Annotated in this window: 17 protein-coding genes; 6 read left to right on the top strand and 11 right to left on the bottom strand. The window is 69.4% G+C overall.

Annotated elements, in window-relative coordinates:
* Positions 1-52: 52 nt before the first annotated feature.
* From RWH43_RS16220 to ctaE, 7 genes are all read right to left on the bottom strand, one after another.
* Positions 53-673 carry an SdpI family protein gene (locus RWH43_RS16220; RefSeq protein WP_316001966.1) on the bottom strand — a complete coding sequence of 207 codons (621 nt, stop codon included), beginning with the start codon at positions 671-673 and terminating at the stop codon, positions 53-55.
* 47 nt (positions 674-720) lie between these two features.
* Entirely contained in the window at positions 721-1,671 is a 951-nt protein-coding gene (locus RWH43_RS16215) for an alpha/beta fold hydrolase (RefSeq protein ID WP_316001965.1), read from the bottom strand.
* A 38-nt stretch (positions 1,672-1,709) separates the two neighbouring features.
* Positions 1,710-2,117, bottom strand: a complete 408-nt coding sequence (locus RWH43_RS16210; RefSeq protein WP_316001964.1) for a rhodanese-like domain-containing protein — start codon at positions 2,115-2,117, stop codon at positions 1,710-1,712.
* A gap of 143 nt (positions 2,118-2,260) precedes the next feature.
* The gene (gene qcrB, locus RWH43_RS16205) at positions 2,261-4,105 is read right to left on the bottom strand and encodes a cytochrome bc1 complex cytochrome b subunit (RefSeq protein WP_144827899.1); all 1,845 of its coding nucleotides are present in this window, start codon (positions 4,103-4,105) and stop codon (positions 2,261-2,263) included.
* The gene (gene qcrA, locus RWH43_RS16200; RefSeq protein ID WP_144827897.1) at positions 4,102-5,160 is read right to left on the bottom strand and encodes a cytochrome bc1 complex Rieske iron-sulfur subunit; all 1,059 of its coding nucleotides are present in this window, start codon (positions 5,158-5,160) and stop codon (positions 4,102-4,104) included. Before qcrA ends, qcrB begins: the two co-directional genes overlap by 4 nt.
* A gap of 39 nt (positions 5,161-5,199) precedes the next feature.
* Complete coding sequence (gene qcrC, locus RWH43_RS16195) at positions 5,200-6,012, bottom strand: cytochrome bc1 complex diheme cytochrome c subunit (protein ID WP_144827894.1); 813 nt, start codon at positions 6,010-6,012, stop codon at positions 5,200-5,202.
* 15 nt (positions 6,013-6,027) lie between these two features.
* On the bottom strand, positions 6,028-6,663 hold the full coding sequence (ctaE, locus tag RWH43_RS16190; RefSeq protein WP_144827891.1) for an aa3-type cytochrome oxidase subunit III: 636 nt from the start codon (positions 6,661-6,663) through the stop codon (positions 6,028-6,030).
* Between the two features lie 181 nt (positions 6,664-6,844).
* Here ctaE and trpD point away from each other — a divergent pair, with 181 nt between their 5' ends.
* Positions 6,845-7,906 carry an anthranilate phosphoribosyltransferase gene (trpD, locus tag RWH43_RS16185; protein ID WP_316001963.1) on the top strand — a complete coding sequence of 354 codons (1,062 nt, stop codon included), beginning with the start codon at positions 6,845-6,847 and terminating at the stop codon, positions 7,904-7,906.
* Positions 7,907-7,909: 3 nt separating this feature from the next.
* A complete protein-coding gene (locus tag RWH43_RS16180) occupies positions 7,910-8,902 on the top strand; it encodes a PHP domain-containing protein (RefSeq protein ID WP_316001962.1) in 993 nt (330 codons plus the stop codon).
* A 3-nt stretch (positions 8,903-8,905) separates the two neighbouring features.
* Here the strand turns inward: RWH43_RS16180 and RWH43_RS16175 are convergent, their stop codons facing one another.
* Positions 8,906-9,817: a 5'-3' exonuclease gene (locus RWH43_RS16175; protein WP_316001961.1), complete on the bottom strand. Its 912-nt coding sequence runs from the start codon at positions 9,815-9,817 to the stop codon at positions 8,906-8,908.
* Between the two features lie 49 nt (positions 9,818-9,866).
* Here RWH43_RS16175 and RWH43_RS16170 point away from each other — a divergent pair, with 49 nt between their 5' ends.
* The 4 genes from RWH43_RS16170 (at position 9,867) to RWH43_RS16155 (ending at position 12,197) form a co-directional block, all read left to right on the top strand.
* Complete coding sequence (locus RWH43_RS16170; protein ID WP_316001960.1) at positions 9,867-10,265, top strand: YchJ family protein; 399 nt, start codon at positions 9,867-9,869, stop codon at positions 10,263-10,265.
* Positions 10,266-10,364: 99 nt separating this feature from the next.
* A complete protein-coding gene (locus RWH43_RS16165) occupies positions 10,365-10,748 on the top strand; it encodes a PPOX class F420-dependent oxidoreductase (protein ID WP_144831687.1) in 384 nt (127 codons plus the stop codon).
* 1 nt (position 10,749) lies between these two features.
* On the top strand, positions 10,750-11,424 hold the full coding sequence (locus tag RWH43_RS16160) for an SDR family oxidoreductase (protein ID WP_144827880.1): 675 nt from the start codon (positions 10,750-10,752) through the stop codon (positions 11,422-11,424).
* The gene (locus RWH43_RS16155) at positions 11,421-12,197 is read left to right on the top strand and encodes an isocitrate lyase/PEP mutase family protein (RefSeq protein WP_316001959.1); all 777 of its coding nucleotides are present in this window, start codon (positions 11,421-11,423) and stop codon (positions 12,195-12,197) included. The genes RWH43_RS16160 and RWH43_RS16155 overlap by 4 nt, the downstream gene beginning before the upstream one ends.
* A gap of 11 nt (positions 12,198-12,208) precedes the next feature.
* Here the strand turns inward: RWH43_RS16155 and RWH43_RS16150 are convergent, their stop codons facing one another.
* From RWH43_RS16150 to RWH43_RS16140, 3 genes are all read right to left on the bottom strand, one after another.
* A complete protein-coding gene (locus RWH43_RS16150; protein ID WP_144827875.1) occupies positions 12,209-12,868 on the bottom strand; it encodes an LON peptidase substrate-binding domain-containing protein in 660 nt (219 codons plus the stop codon).
* 130 nt (positions 12,869-12,998) lie between these two features.
* Positions 12,999-14,054 carry an FUSC family protein gene (locus RWH43_RS16145; protein ID WP_260979654.1) on the bottom strand — a complete coding sequence of 352 codons (1,056 nt, stop codon included), beginning with the start codon at positions 14,052-14,054 and terminating at the stop codon, positions 12,999-13,001.
* A 2-nt stretch (positions 14,055-14,056) separates the two neighbouring features.
* Positions 14,057-14,425: a winged helix-turn-helix transcriptional regulator gene (locus tag RWH43_RS16140; RefSeq protein WP_144827872.1), complete on the bottom strand. Its 369-nt coding sequence runs from the start codon at positions 14,423-14,425 to the stop codon at positions 14,057-14,059.
* Positions 14,426-14,441 lie beyond the last annotated feature (16 nt).

Here is a 14,441-nt window from a genome sequence, read left to right as displayed (position 1 = left end):
CCGTGCGGTGACACGCGTTCGGCACGACCCTCGGGCACGATGCTGCGCCTCGTCACTCGGACGACGTTGTCGCGCTCGCTCCCGGAGGCCGGATCGTCGCGAGGACGAAGACGAGCGAGCCGATCAGCAGTCCCACCGGCACCAGCAGGAAGACGGAGGTCGACGGGGTCTCTGCGGCGGTCACCGCGGTGATCCACATGAGAGCGAACGAACCGGTGAGCACCGTCAGACTCCCGAGTCCGATGCTGCCGGAAACCCGTCCGATGTCATCGCCGACGAACACGACTACCGACGCCAGTGGTCGAGCGTCACCCGTGTGATCGACCACTTCGCGCTCTGGGCCGGAGGGAGCGTGGCGCGCAGCGCGAACGGCGACGACTGCGGCCCACCCGAGGGCGCCGATCATGACGATCACGACCAGGATGGGTTCCAGCACGGAGTCGGATCGTCCGAGCGCTGACACGGCGAGCACGAGCGCGCCGACAAGAGCTCCGGCACCGGCCGGTCCGACAGCGGCCGAATGCCCCGCCCGCCAGGCGGCATCCGACGCGAGAAGGGCTGGCAGCCGGATACCGACGACGCGGTTGCGAGGGACGACGTCACGCCCGCACAGCCACAGCAGGAGAACCGACGCGAACGCCGCGACCACGATGATTCCAGCATCGACCAGCACGAGCGCACGCTAGCAGTCCGGCGAGCGGTCGGGGTCGTCGGTGTCGCTCACCGGTCGCCGCGCGCGAACGCGTCCATCGCCTCCTGAGTCAGTCCGGCGCTTCGAGGGCCCCCGTGGCCGTCTTCCTCGACGATCTCGAGCCTGCTCCCGGGCCACGCGCGGTGGAGCCGCCACGGCGTCTCGACGGGACCGCTGATGTCGCGGCGCCCGTGCACCAGGACGCCGGGGATGCCGGCGAGCTCATGGGCGCGTGACAGCACCGACCGATCACCGGGGAGGAAGCAGTCGTTGGCCCAATAGTGGGAGGTCAGGGTGGCGAAGTTGAGTCGATGACGGGCGTCGTCGTGCAACGGACCTGGTGTGGCGAGGGGGCCGAGGGACATGTGCGCGACCTCCCAGGCGTCCCACCGTTCCGCGGCATCGCGGCGGACCTCCCCGCGAGGATCCGTCAGAAGCCGCGCGTACCCCTCGATGGTGCGCTCTCCGGGCTCGAGCGGTTCTCTGAGCGCCTCGTGCGCCTCGGGGAAGACCGGTGCAATGCCGTCCGTGATCCAATCGATCTCCCACCGCCGGCCCGTGGTGACGGCGAGATTGACGATCTCGCTCACCCGGTCGGGATGCTCGAGTGCGTACGCGAGCGCGAGCGTCGATCCCCACGACACCCCGTGCAGCAACCATCGCTCGACACCGAGGAAGGCGCGCACCGCCTCGAGGTCGTCGATGAGGTGCGTCATGGTCTGGAAGCGGAGTGTCGACAGGTCGTCGCTCGCCCACGGCGTGCTGAGGCCGCAGCCGCGCTGATCGATGCCGATGATCAGATGACGCTCCGGATCGAAACGACGGCGATAGCCGCGCTTGCCGAGACCACCGCCCGGGCCTCCGTGCAGATAGAGCGCCGGCCGCCCCTGCGGGTTGCCCGACGTCTCCCAGTACAGACGAGCGCCGTCGGGGCGCTCGAGGTGGCCTGAGGCGAACGGTTCGATCGGGGGATGCTGCATCCGGGACTCCTTCGCGACGCGTCCCGACAGCCTAACGATCAGGTGCGGACGACCATCACCGTCGGGTCGAAGACGCGGGCGCAGGGACCTCCGTCGTTCTCGAACGGCTGACCCTCGCGCACCCAATACTCGAAGCCGCCGATCATCTCCCTCACTTCGTACCCGAGCTGGGCGAAGGCGAGGGCGCCCTTCACTCCCGCGTTGCACCCAGGGCTCCAGCAGTACACGACCACCGGCATGTCGATCGGGATCTCGTTCGGCGCGCGGTCGGGGATGGAGCGGTACGGCATGTGCACGGCGCCGCTGATGCGCCCCTGCTGCCATGCGTCGTCGCCCCGGACGTCGACCAGCACGAAGCGCTCTCCGGCCTTCTGCACGGCGTACACGTCGGAGGGATCCGTCTCGTGGGCGAGTCGGGTGGAGAAGAACAGGGTGGCGTCTGACATGACCCTCACGCTAGACAGGGCTGCGAGGGGGAGCCACGACCCCGGATGCCACGAGCGCACCGATCTCTGCCACTTCGCCCCTGCGCGACAACGACGAGACCCCGGTGCCGAAGCGCCGGGGTCTCGTCGTTCATGCGGAGTGGTTACTCGCTCTTGTCACCGGAGGGGCGGTTGCGCTCCTCGAGTCCCTTCGGAGCGGGGATCTCGACCTCGACACGCTCGCCGATGGCGTTGCGCGGACGGCCGTCTTCGTCGGCGCGAGCGTTCGCCCCGGCGATCTCGTCGGCCTCTTCGTGGTCGATGTGGTCGAGCTCGTGGTGCTGGTGGGCGACCGCGGCGTCGAGCTCCGCCTGCGTGAGGGGAGCGAGACGGTCTTCGAAGAACCAACGCGACACCGAGGCACGGAAGTTCTCGTGCCAGGGGATCTGACCCTGGTCGTTGGGACGCACGACCAGCGGCTCGTAAGTCTCGTTGTCCACGAGCTTCCAGCGCTCGAACTCGTCGACCGGCTGGTGGACCTCGATGTACTCGCCACCGGGAAGGCGGACGATGCGACCCGACTCGTAGCCGTGGAGAGCGATCTCGCGGTCCTTCTTCTGCAGCGCGATGCAGATGCGCTTGGTGACGAAGTACGCCAGGATCGGCCCGAGGATGAGCAGCGCCTGCAGGGCGTGGATGACGCCCTCCATCGTGAGGTGGAAGTGCGTGGCGATGATGTCCGACGAGGCGGCAGCCCACATGACGGCGTAGAACGTGACGCCGGCCGCACCGATCGCGGTACGCGTCGCGGCGTTGCGCGGACGCTGTGCGATGTGGTGCTCGCGCTTGTCGCCCGTGACCCACGCCTCGATGAAGGGGTAGACCAGCACGAGAACGATGAACAGTCCGAGCACGCCGACCGGGATGATGATGTTCCACGAGAAGGTGCGGTCCCAGAGGACGAACTCGAGGTGCGGCGGGATCAGACGCAGCATGCCGTCGGCGAAGCCGATGTACCAGTCGGGCTGGGTACCGGCCGACACCGGAGACGGGTCGTAGGGGCCGTAGTTCCAGATCGGGTTGATCGTCACGAGCGCGGCGATCAGGACGATCACACCGAACGTGATGAAGAAGAAGCCACCCATCTTGGAGGCGTACACCGGGAGGATCGGGTAGCCCACGACGTTGCTGTTCGTGCGAGCGGGCCCGGCGAACTGCGTGTGCTTGTTGATGATCATCAGCATGAGGTGCACGGCCAGCAGCGCCACGAGGATCGCGGGCAGCAGCAGGATGTGCAGCGTGTACAGGCGTCCGACGATCGCGGTGCCCGGGAACTCGCCACCGAAGAGGAGGAACGAGGTCCAGGTGCCGATAATCGGCAAGCCCTTGATCATGCCGTCGATGATGCGGAGGCCGTTGCCCGAGAGCAGGTCGTCGGGGAGGGAGTAGCCGGTGAAGCCCTCGGCCATCGCGAGGATGAAGAGGATGAAGCCGACCACCCAGTTGAGCTCGCGGGGCTTGCGGAACGCGCCGGTGAAGAACACGCGCAGCATGTGCACGCCGATACCGGCGACGAACACGAGGGCCGCCCAGTGGTGGATCTGGCGCACGAGCAGACCGCCGCGCAGATCGAACGAGATGTGCAGCGCCGACTCCATGGCGGCCGACATCGCGATGCCGCGCATGGGCTCGTACGCACCGTTGTAGTGCGTCTCGACCATGGAGGCCTGGAAGAAGAACGTCAGGAACGTGCCCGAGAGGAGCACGACGACGAAGCTCCACAGCGCGATCTCGCCGAGCATGAAGGACCAGTGGTCGGGGAAGATCTTGCGACCCAGCTCCTTGACCAGACCCGACATGCTCGTGCGCTCGTCGAGGTAGTTCGCGGCGGCACCGACGAACTTGCCGCCGAGCGGCTTGCCGTCACGGCCGGCGGGCGCCTGCGGCGGACCGGAGTAGACGGCCGGCTCGGTGACGACGTTTTCGGTGGGATGGGTACCGGTGCTCATGAGCGCTCCCAGAAGCTGGGGCCGACGGGCTCTTGGAAGTCACTCTGGGCGACGAGGTAACCCTCGGCGTCGACGGTGATGGGGAGCTGCGGCAAAGGACGGGCGGCCGGGCCGAAGATGACGGCCGCGCCGTTGGCGACGTCGAACTGCGACTGGTGGCAGGGGCACAGGAGGTGGTGGGTCTGCTGCTCGTACAGTGCCACGGGGCAACCGACGTGGGTGCAGACCTTCGAGTACGCGATGATGCCGTCGTACGACCAGTCCAGCTTGTTGGTCTCGGGATTGAGCTGCTCGGGCTGCATGCGCATGAGCAGGACGATCGCCTTGGCCTTCTCCTCGAGGTAGCCCTCGTCGTGGCCCAGGCCGGCGAGTTCTTCGGGGATGACGTGGAACGCGGAACCCAGGGTGACGTCGGCGGCGCGGATGGGACGACCGGAGGGGTCGTGGGCCAGGCGCATGCCCTGCTTCCACATGGTGTGGCTGAGCGCGGTCACCGGGTCGACGTCCTGCGGGGCGAGACCGCGGAACAGGGTGATGCCGGGGATGATCGACGCCGCGAGAGCGGCGAAGAGCGAGTTGCGGATGATCTCGCGACGGCCGAAGCCGGAGTCCTTCTCGGCCTCGACGAAGACGTTGACCGCGCCCTCGCGGACCTCGTCGCGACCACGCGTGCCGTGACGGTCTTCGATGAACTCCTTGTCGGACATGACCGACTTGCCCCAGTGGATGGTGCCGATGCCGATTGCGAGCAGCGCGAAGGCGATGCCGAGTCCGATGAAGAGGTTGTTGTACCGGATGTCGATCATCGACCCCGACTCGATCGGGAAGATCATGTAGGCGATGCTCGCCCAGATGCTCGCCGCGACCGAGATGTAGAACAGCGTGTAGACCGTGCGGACCGCGCGCTTCATCTCCTGCGGGTCTTTGTCCGTCATGCGCTGACGGTGGCCGGGGAGTCCCGGATTCGCCGCGGCGTCCGGAACCGCGACGGCGAGGCCCGAGCCGGGCTTCCAGGAAGCCCTCTCGTGCTCGAGTGCGTCGTCCTCGTGTGCCATGGTGCTCCTCGTGCGTTTACGTGATGTCGAAGACGACGGTCAGTTGGACTTCGCCGTGATCCAGACGGTGAGGGCGATGAGCGCCCCGATTCCGAAGATCCAGATGAACAGACCCTCCGACACCGGTCCGAGCGAGCCCAGGGCGTAGCCGCCGGGGGAGTCCGTCTTCTGGAGGTACATCAGGTACGAGATGACGTCGCGCTTGTCTTCGGGGGTGAGGTTGAGGTCGTTGAAGACGGGCATGTTCTGCGGGCCCGTGACCATTGCCGCGTAGATGTTGACCGGGGTCGTGCTGTGCAGGTCGGGGGCGTACTTGCCCTCGGTCAGTGCGCCGCCGGCGCCGGCGACGTTGTGGCACATGGCGCAGTTGATGCGGAACAGCTCCGCACCGTGCGACAGGTCGCCCTCACCGTCGAGGAGTTCGTTCGACGGGTACGACGGACCGGGGGCCGCGGACTGCACGTAGGCGGCGATCGCGTTGGTCTGCTCTTCGGTGAACTGCACCGGCTTGACCGGAGCCTGCGGGCCCTGCGCCTGCAGGGGCATGCGGCCGGTCGAGACCTGGAAGTGCACCGACAGCTCGCCGACGCCGAAGAGCGAGGGACCTTGGTCGCTGCCCTGCAGGTCGAGACCGTGACAGGTGGCGCAGTTGGCCTGGAACAGCTTCTGGCCCTCTTCGACCGCCGTCGCCGAGTTGGCTTCGCTGACGGGGGTGTCGGAGGTGGCGGCCATCGCGGCCGATGCGCCGGCGTAGACGCCTCCGGTGAGGAGGAGTCCGATTCCGATCAGCGCGGCGGCGGCCAGGGGGCTACGACGCCCGGACGCCCGACGAGTCTTCTTCTCGCGTGCCATGTGAGTACAGCTCTCTTACTTGAGGAAGTAGATGACGAAGAACAGGGCGATCCAGACGACGTCGACGAAGTGCCAGTAGTACGACACGACGATCGAGGTGGTCATCTCTTTGCGTCCGAAGTTCTTCACGGCGTACGCGCGGCCGATCACGAGAAGGAAGGCGATGAGGCCACCCGTCACGTGCAGGGCGTGGAAGCCGGTGGTGAGATAGAAGGCAGATGCGTAGGGGTTGGCGCTGATGGGCATGCCCTCGGCAACCAGCGTCGCGTACTCCCACACCTGGCCCGACACGAAGACCGCGCCGAGGATGAAGGTGAGGTAGAACCACTCGACCATGCCCCACTTGAGGATGCCGGCCCGCGCACCGGTGCGGTACGGCTGGTACCTCTCGGCGGCGAACACGCCCATCTGGCACGTGACCGAGGACAACACGAGGATGATCGTGTTGACGGTCGCGAAGGGGACGTTGAGCAGCTGCGTCTCGTCAGCCCACAGGGAGGCCGAGGTGCTGCGCAGGGTGAAGTAGATCGCGAACAGGCCGGCGAAGAACATGACCTCGCTGCCCAGCCACACGATGGTGCCAACGGCGACCGGGTCGGGTCGCTTCACGGCACGCACGGCCTGGGAATACGTCGCTGAGGTCGTCACCATCCCATTATGCGCGATCCTGCGACGGGATATTCCCATCCCCAACTTGAGATATTCCATCGTCGAGACTTAGGGAAGCCTCAGAATCTGCGGATAATCCCCGGTGCGACGGGTGTTCCGCGGCGACCGTCCGCGCCGCTCGAACGCGACACGCGAGGACAGGTCGCTGTGAAAGGATTGCCGCATGGCGGAACGCTTCACCTGGCCCGATCTTCTCGCCTCGCTGCTCGCCGGCGACGACCTCAGCGTGTCGGAGTCCACGTGGGCGATGCGCGAGGTCATGGCGGGGCGTGCGACGCCCTCTCAATTGGCCGGATTCCTCATGGCGCTGCGCGCCAAGGGCGAGACCGTCGAGGAGATCGTCGGCTTCCGCGACGCCATCCTCGAAGCGGCGGTGCCCCTCCCCGTCCGCGCGGACGTGCTCGACATCGTCGGTACCGGCGGGGACCGCTACGGCACCGTCAACATCTCGACGATGGCGGCCGTGGTGGCCGCGGCATCCGGAGTCCCCGTCGTCAAGCACGGCAATCGCGCCGCGAGCTCGGCATCCGGAGCGTCCGACGTGTTGTCGTCGTTGGGCATCGCGCTGACGCTGTCGCCCGAGAAGGTCGCCGAGATCCTCGACCGCACGGGCATCACCTTCGCCTTCGCCTCGGCGTTCCACCCCGGCTTCCGCCACGCGGCCGCCACGCGGTCGGAGCTGGGCGTGCCGACGGTCTTCAACTTCCTCGGGCCGCTGTGCAACCCCGCACGCGCCGAAGCGAACGCCGTCGGCGTCGCGCACCTCGACCGCGTGCCGCTGATCACGGGCGTGTTCCGTACCCGCGGCGCGACCGCGCTGGTGTTCCGCGGCGACGACGGCCTCGACGAGCTGACCACCACCGGCCACAGCCGCGTGTGGGAGATCAGCCGCGGCGACGTGCACGAGCACGACCTCGATCCGCGCGACCTCGGTCTTCCTCTCGCCGACATGGACGACCTCCTGGGCGGGACGCCCGACCACAACGCCACCGTCGTGCGCCGCGTGCTCGGCGGCGAGTCGGGTCCCGTTCGCGACATCGTGCTGTTGAACGCGGCGGCGGGCCTGGTCTCGTTCCGCCTGTTCCGCGACGCGACCCAGGTGCAGCGGCCCATCCTCGAACGCCTGGCCGAGGCGATGGCCGACACCGCCGCCGCGATCGACGACGGGCGCGCCGAGGCCAAGCTCGACGCCTGGGTCGACACGTCGAAGGCTCTGGCGGAGTAGATCGTGAACCCGCTCGACGCCCTCACCGAGATCGCGTATCTGCTCGAGCGGGAAAGGTCGTCGCGCTACAAGAGCAAGGCGTTCCGTACCGCCGCCGCCGCGATCGAGGGGCTGAGCGACGCCGAACTCCGCGATCCTGCCCTCCGGCGACGCGCGGGCATCGGCGACTCGACGTACGCGGTCATCACCCAGGCCCTCGCGGGTGAGGTGCCCGAGCGTCTCGCGACCCTCCGCGCCGAGGCGGCGCCCGTCGGCGGAGCCGAGCTGCGCGCGCGCCTACGCGGCGACCTGCACAGCCACAGCGACTGGTCGGACGGGCTCACCCCGATCGAGGCGATGGTCGACGCCGCACGCGGGCTGGGGCACGAGTACCTCGCCCTCACCGACCACTCGCCCCGCTTGACGGTGGCGAACGGCCTGTCGCCCGAACGCCTGCGCGCGCAGATGGAGATCGTTCGCGGTCACCGCGGCGACGGCTTCACACTGCTGACGGGCATCGAGGTCGACATCCTCGACGACGGCGCGCTCGACCAGGAGGACGAGCTGCTGCATGCGCTCGATGTGGTCGTGGCATCCGCCCATTCGAAACTGCGCATGGACCGTGCCCCCATGACGAAGCGCCTGGTGGCGGCGGCGGGGGATCCGCGGGTCGACGTGCTCGGACACGTCACGGGTCGGCTGGTCGAGGGAGCGCGGGGTACGCGCCCTCCGTCGGAGTTCGACGCGGCGGCCGTGTTCGCCGCGTGCGCGGAGTCGGGCGTCGCGGTCGAGATCAACTCGCGACCCGAGCGGCAGGATCCGCCCGACGAGCTGATGGTGATGGCGATCGAGGCCGGGTGCCTGTTCTCCATCGACTCCGACGCGCACGCGCCCGGACAGCTCTCACTGCTCGACCACGGGGCCGCACGGGCCGAGGCGCTCGGGGTTCCGGTCGACCGGATCGTCACGACGTGGCCGCTCGAGAAGCTGAGGGAGTGGCTCGAGCGCACCCGCTGAGGCTCAGCGCGGGAGCGCGGCGAGCACGCGGGTCATCGAGGACCCGAGGTTCCACGTGTCGGCGAGCGCCACCGCGGCGTCGTGGTCGACGGGACGCAGGCGGTCGTCGAAGGGCGCGAGGTCGAGATCGCGCGCGACGCGCACGACCGTCGGCGCGACGTCGAGGTAGTCGGAGGCGGCGAGGATCTTCGCGCGCTGTGCGGGCGTGCCGGCACTGCCGTCGGCGGCGGCCGCGCGGATGCCGTCGAGGGTCGCGCAGGCCGCGAGCAGCGACGCCGCGGACTTCTCGCCGATGCCGGCGACACCGGGGAGTCCGTCGGAGGGGTCGCCTCGCAGAGCCGCGAAATCGGCGTACTGCGCGGCGTGCACCCCGTACTTGGAGACGACGGCCGCATCGTCGACGATCTCGAGGTTGCTCATGCCGCGCGCCGTGTACACGACGCGGATGCCCCGGTCGTCGTCGACGAGCTGGAACAGGTCGCGGTCGCCCGTGACGATGTCGACCGGGACATCGGCGCGGGTCGCGAGGGTGCCGATCACGTCGTCGGCCTCGTGGTCGCTCGTCCCCGAGATCGGGATGCCGAGCACCTCGAGCGCCGCGCGGATGACCGGCAGTTGCGCCTCGAGCGGGTCGGGCACCTCTTCGACGTCGGGTCCGGTCGCGACCGCCTCGACGACGCGGTGCGCCTTGTAACTCGGGAGAAGGTCGACGCGCCACGCGGGACGCCAGTCGTCGTCCCAGCACGCGACGAGGCGCGTGGGCTCGTACGTGGTGACGAGCTTGGCGACCATGTCGAGCAGACCCCGCGCCGCATTGACCGAGGTGCCGTCGGGGGCCTTCACCTTGTCGGGCACCCCGTAGAAGGCGCGGAAGTACAGCGACGCGGTGTCGAGGAGCATGAGGCGGTCGGTCACACCCCCGATCCTGGCACGGGGGTCCGACACCGCGACCTAGAGTGGCGGGATGTCTTTCGGCTCGGCATCCGTCCGCCCCTCCGCCACCGACGCGTGCCCCTGCGGCGAGGGGGAGTTCGGAACGCACTGCGGCCCCCTCCTCGACGGAGAACCGGCCCCCGGGGCCGAGCGGTTGATGCGGTCGCGCTACACCGCCTTCGCGATCGGCGATGCGGCCCACCTCGCGCGCTCGTGGCATCCGCGCACCCGTCCCGACGAGATCGAGGTCGGCGACGGCACCCGGTGGATCGGCCTCGACATCGTGTCGGCGGAGGAGGGGGCGGATGCCGCGGAGGTGAGCTTCCGCGCGCGCTGGCGGCACGGGAGCGAGGCCGGCGAACTGCGCGAACGCAGCCGCTTCGTGCGTCGAGCGGGCCGCTGGGTGTACGTCGACGGCGACGTGGACTAGCGCGGCGGACGAGCGGCCCGGGGCGAGGCGTCAAGCCCGAACGGGCGTGTCGGAGGTTCGGCGTACGGTCGTGAGCGGATCCTCGGCGAAAGGACACGCATGATCCCCGACGCGCACCGCGACCTGCTCGAGAACCCGAACTACGGAAGCCTCGGCACCGTCCGTCCCGACGGAACGGTGCAGGTGAATCCGATGTGGTTCGACTTCGACGGCGAGCACCTGCTGTTCACGCACACGACCACGCGGCAGAAGTTCCGCAACCTGCAGCAGAACCCCTCGATGAGCCTGATGGTCTTCGACCCGGCGCAGCCCTACCGCTACATCGAAGTGCGCGGGCGGCTCGTCGAGGCCGAACCCGATCCGACGGGCGCGTTCTACGTGCACCTCGGAAAGCGTTACGGCAACGCGGAACAGGAGGCGCCACCGGACAGCGCCGACCGCGTGATCCTGAAGATGTCGATCGAGAAAGTCGGAGGACAGTGACATGGAACGAATTGTGATCATCGGCGGCCACGGCAAGGTGGCCCTGCACCTGGCGCGGCTGCTGGCGGACCGCGGAGACGAGGCCACCTCGGTCATCCGCAAGCCCGAGCAGAAGGACGACATCGAGCAGGCGGGCGGCACGCCCCTCGTGCTCGACGTCGAAAGCGCCGACGTCGACGAGATGGCCGAGGCGTTCGCCGGCGCCGACGCGATCGTATGGTCGGCCGGAGCGGGCGGCGGCAGCGCTGAGCGCACGTACGCTGTCGACCGCGACGCCGCGCAGCGGGCCGTCGACGCCGCCGCACAGGCGGGCGTGCGTCGCTTCGTCATGGTGTCGTGGATCGGTTCGACCCCCGACCACGGCATCGACCCCGACGACTCGTTCTTCGCCTACGCCGACGCGAAGCTCGCGGCCGACGACCACCTGCGCGCGAGCGAGCTCGACTGGACCATCCTCGGCCCCGGCACGCTGACGCTCGACCCCCCGACCGGTCGCATCACCACGGCTCCGCAGGGCAAGGGCGAGGTGTCGCGCGCCGACGTCGCCGCCGTCGCCGCCGCGGTGCTGATCCAGCCCGCGACGATCGGTCGCTTCATCCGCTTCGGTGCGGGTGACACGCTGATCGCCGAGGCCATCGTCGACGACGAGACCCGCACGACAGGAGACCACGCATGACCGCCCTCAGTGACAAGGCCCAGGCCTTCGCCCAGCTCCACACCGCTCCCGAGATCCTCCGGGTCGTCAACATCTGGGACGTCGTGTCGGCCACCGCCGTCGCGGCGCTGCCCGAGACCAAGGCGCTCGCCACGGCCGGCCACTCGATCGCCGCGACCTTCGGCTACGAGGACGGCGAGAACATCCCCCTCGACGTCATGCTCGACATGGTCGGTCGCATCGTCGCCGCCGTCGACGTACCCGTCACGGCCGACCTCGACTCGGGCTTCGGAAACCCCGGCGAGACCACGCGGCGCACGATCGGCGTGGGAGTCGTCGGAGCGAACGTCGAGGACCGCGTCAAGCCGCTGGCCGAGGCCATCGCGGCCGTCGAAGCGGTCATCGCCGCCGGTGAGGCGGAGGGTGTGCCGTTCGTGCTGAACGCGCGCACCGACGTGTTCCTCAAGGGTGCCGATCGGCCCCTCGACGACAAGGTGGCGGATGCCGTCGAGCGCGGCCGCGCCTTCCTCGCGGCGGGCGCCACCTCGGTGTTCGTCCCGGGGCTGCTCGACGCCGAGACGACGCGACGCCTCGTGGAGGGCATCGGAGAGCGCCGGCTCAGTGTGATCGGTGTGCCCGCGGCGCTCACGGCCGCGGAGTACGAGGCTCTCGGCGTCGCCCGCATCTCGTACGGCCCGCAGACCCAGCGCGTGGCGCTGACCGCTCTGCAGGACCTCGCGATCGACCTGTACGGCGACGGCGTGATCCCCTCGTCGGTGCGCGCGCTGAACTGAGCCCGCGCCGCTCAGTCCTCGTCCCCGGGGGTGGAGTCGTCGTCGGTGACGACGATCACGCCGTCGGGGACGGGGTCGCCGAGCAGAGGCTCGGCGGCGAGGGTCAGATCGATCGTCGCCCGCAGGAGTCCGCCGAGCGTCTTCGAACGCAGCAGCTCCATCTGGTCGAGTTCGCCGAGCGGGGCGATCGCGGCCACCTGCCATGCGCGCGGCAGCGGCTCTTCGGCGAGTTCGACCTCGGGGTCCCACCGCGTGCCGCCGAACTGCTGGGCCTTGCCGAGCACGCGGCGCACGATGCGTTCGGCCTCGTCGAGCAGAGGAGAAAGCGCCTCGTTCCATTCGAGGTCGGGCAGGGACCGGACGTCGGCGCGGGGATAGGGCGCGTCATCGAGCCACTCGACGATCTCGAAGCGCTGCGTTCCGTGCGCGAGGACCTGCATCTGGTCGGCGAGGGGCACAACCTGGCTGAGCTGGGCCATCGTGCCCAGAGCGAAGCGCTGGTCGCCGCCGCCCGTCTCGGTCCCGCGTTCGATGAGAACGACGCCGAACGAGGGGTCGGTCTCGTCGAGCAGACGACCGAGCATCACGAGGTAGCGCTCCTCGAAGATTCGCAGAGCCAGGGGCGTGTGCGGGAAGAGGACGGCGCCGAGGGGGAACATCGCGGTACCCATGCGCCCAGTCAACCAGCGCGGGGCGCGGCGCGGGCCGCGTGCGGCGAATCCACAGCGCGCCGGCGGCGTCGGCGGTCGGAGTCCGCGGTTCGGCCGGGGTGTCGGCATCCGGATGCCGTGTTTCCGTCGGTCAGTCGGCGGCGTCGCGCAGTGTCTCGTGCACGCGGTGCAGGTCCATCAGCAACGACCCCACCAGCACCCAGTGCGCGGTCGAGGGGGTCTGGATCTGCAGGGGCCGGGTCAGTGCCGGCTCCTCTTCGACGAGGCGCTCGGGGCCGGCATCCACCGCGAAGGCGAGACGTACGTCGTGGGCCGCGCGGTGCAGTTGCTCGGCGATCGCGCGCACCGCGGGTTCGTCCGCGATCGTGGCTTCGTAGCCGTCGTAGACGGCGCGGGTCATGCCGATCGTCTGCGTGACGACGGGCGAGAAGCGCTCCAGCAGGTCGCGCATCCCGACGAGGTCGTTGCGGTGCCTCCCGCTGCGCGGGTTGAGGGCGAGAGAGTCGGTGGCGTCGGTGATCGCCGTCGCCGCGGCGTCGCGCACGGGGCGCAGCAGGCGGGCTTCGAGCAGCAGCCCCTCGAGCGAGGCGGGTGTCTGCGGAGTTTCGAGGGCCGCGGCGAGACGCTCGAGCGCCTCGGCCAATTCGCGGCCGAGCACCTCGACCTTCTCGCGCGCGCTCGGAACCAGCACGGGCGGCACGAGCACGGCGTTGACGACGATGCCGATCGCCGCGCCGATGAGGGTCTCGAGCACGCGGTCGAGCGCGTAGTTGGGGGTCGCGGTGCCCAGGGCGAGCACCAGCAGAGCGCTGATCGCGATCTGGTTGGTCGCGCCGGGCGAGATGCGCGCGGCCCACGCCACGACGAGGGCGACACCGGCCGACAGCAGCGCGACCCACGGCTGCGACCCGAAGACCAGCCCGAGCAGGGCGGCGATCACGACACCGACGATGACCCCGACGCTGCGCTCGACGGCGCGCGTGAACGACTGGTTGATGCTCGGCTGCACGACGAGCAGGGCGGCGATGGCGGCGAAGATGGGCGGCGGCCCCTGCACGAGCCAGCCGGCGATCAGCCACGCCGCGACGATCGCGATCGCCGACTTCGTCACCTGCAGCAGCGGGACGCGTCGGGGTGCGCGGACGGTGAGCGAGTCGCGCATGGCGCGCGTCGACGGCAGGCGCACGGTCAACTCCGTCGCGCGACGATGTCGTCGGCGTTGTCGGCGACCCACTCCATGAGGGGGATGACGCGCGTCATGAGGTCGCGGCCGCGGTCGGTCAGCGCGTACTCGACGCGCGGCGGCACCTCGGGGTAGGCGGTGCGAGCGACCAGCCCGTCGGCCTCGAGCGTCTTGAGGGTGCTCGCGAGCATCTTCTCGCTGATCCCGGCGATATTGCGCCGGAGGGCTCCCCACCGCTGCGTCCCGTCGGACAGGGCGACGAGCACGAGGATGCCCCACTTGCCCATCACATGATCGAGCACGGTGCGGGTGGGGCACCCGTCGGCGAAGATCTCGGGGTTGCGTCCCCGCAGATCGCTAAGACTGACGCTCATGTAAGTACCTAACCAG

This window comes from Microbacterium algihabitans (assembly GCF_032464975.1).
GTDB classification, from domain to species: Bacteria; Actinomycetota; Actinomycetes; order Actinomycetales; family Microbacteriaceae; genus Microbacterium; species Microbacterium algihabitans.
The sequence above is the reverse complement of the archived record's forward strand: the minus strand, read 5'-3'. Positions and strand labels throughout refer to the sequence as shown.

Excerpts from the sequence above, each read along its gene's own strand:
- qcrB (WP_144827899.1), bottom strand. The coding sequence starts at position 4,105 with ATGAGCACCGGTACCCATCCCACCGAAAACGTCGTCACCGAGCCGGCC.
- RWH43_RS16210 (WP_316001964.1), bottom strand. The coding sequence starts at position 2,117 with ATGTCAGACGCCACCCTGTTCTTCTCCACCCGACTCGCCCACGAGACG.
- qcrA (WP_144827897.1), bottom strand. The coding sequence starts at position 5,160 with ATGGCACACGAGGACGACGCACTCGAGCACGAGAGGGCTTCCTGGAAG.
- RWH43_RS16215 (WP_316001965.1), bottom strand. The coding sequence starts at position 1,671 with ATGCAGCATCCCCCGATCGAACCGTTCGCCTCAGGCCACCTCGAGCGC.
- RWH43_RS16165 (WP_144831687.1), top strand. The coding sequence starts at position 10,365 with ATGATCCCCGACGCGCACCGCGACCTGCTCGAGAACCCGAACTACGGA.
- RWH43_RS16170 (WP_316001960.1), top strand. The coding sequence starts at position 9,867 with ATGTCTTTCGGCTCGGCATCCGTCCGCCCCTCCGCCACCGACGCGTGC.
- ctaE (WP_144827891.1), bottom strand. The coding sequence starts at position 6,663 with ATGGTGACGACCTCAGCGACGTATTCCCAGGCCGTGCGTGCCGTGAAG.
- RWH43_RS16155 (WP_316001959.1), top strand. The coding sequence starts at position 11,421 with ATGACCGCCCTCAGTGACAAGGCCCAGGCCTTCGCCCAGCTCCACACC.
- trpD (WP_316001963.1), top strand. The coding sequence starts at position 6,845 with ATGGCGGAACGCTTCACCTGGCCCGATCTTCTCGCCTCGCTGCTCGCC.
- RWH43_RS16150 (WP_144827875.1), bottom strand. The coding sequence starts at position 12,868 with ATGGGTACCGCGATGTTCCCCCTCGGCGCCGTCCTCTTCCCGCACACG.
- RWH43_RS16140 (WP_144827872.1), bottom strand. The coding sequence starts at position 14,425 with ATGAGCGTCAGTCTTAGCGATCTGCGGGGACGCAACCCCGAGATCTTC.
- qcrC (WP_144827894.1), bottom strand. The coding sequence starts at position 6,012 with ATGGCACGCGAGAAGAAGACTCGTCGGGCGTCCGGGCGTCGTAGCCCC.
- RWH43_RS16160 (WP_144827880.1), top strand. The coding sequence starts at position 10,750 with ATGGAACGAATTGTGATCATCGGCGGCCACGGCAAGGTGGCCCTGCAC.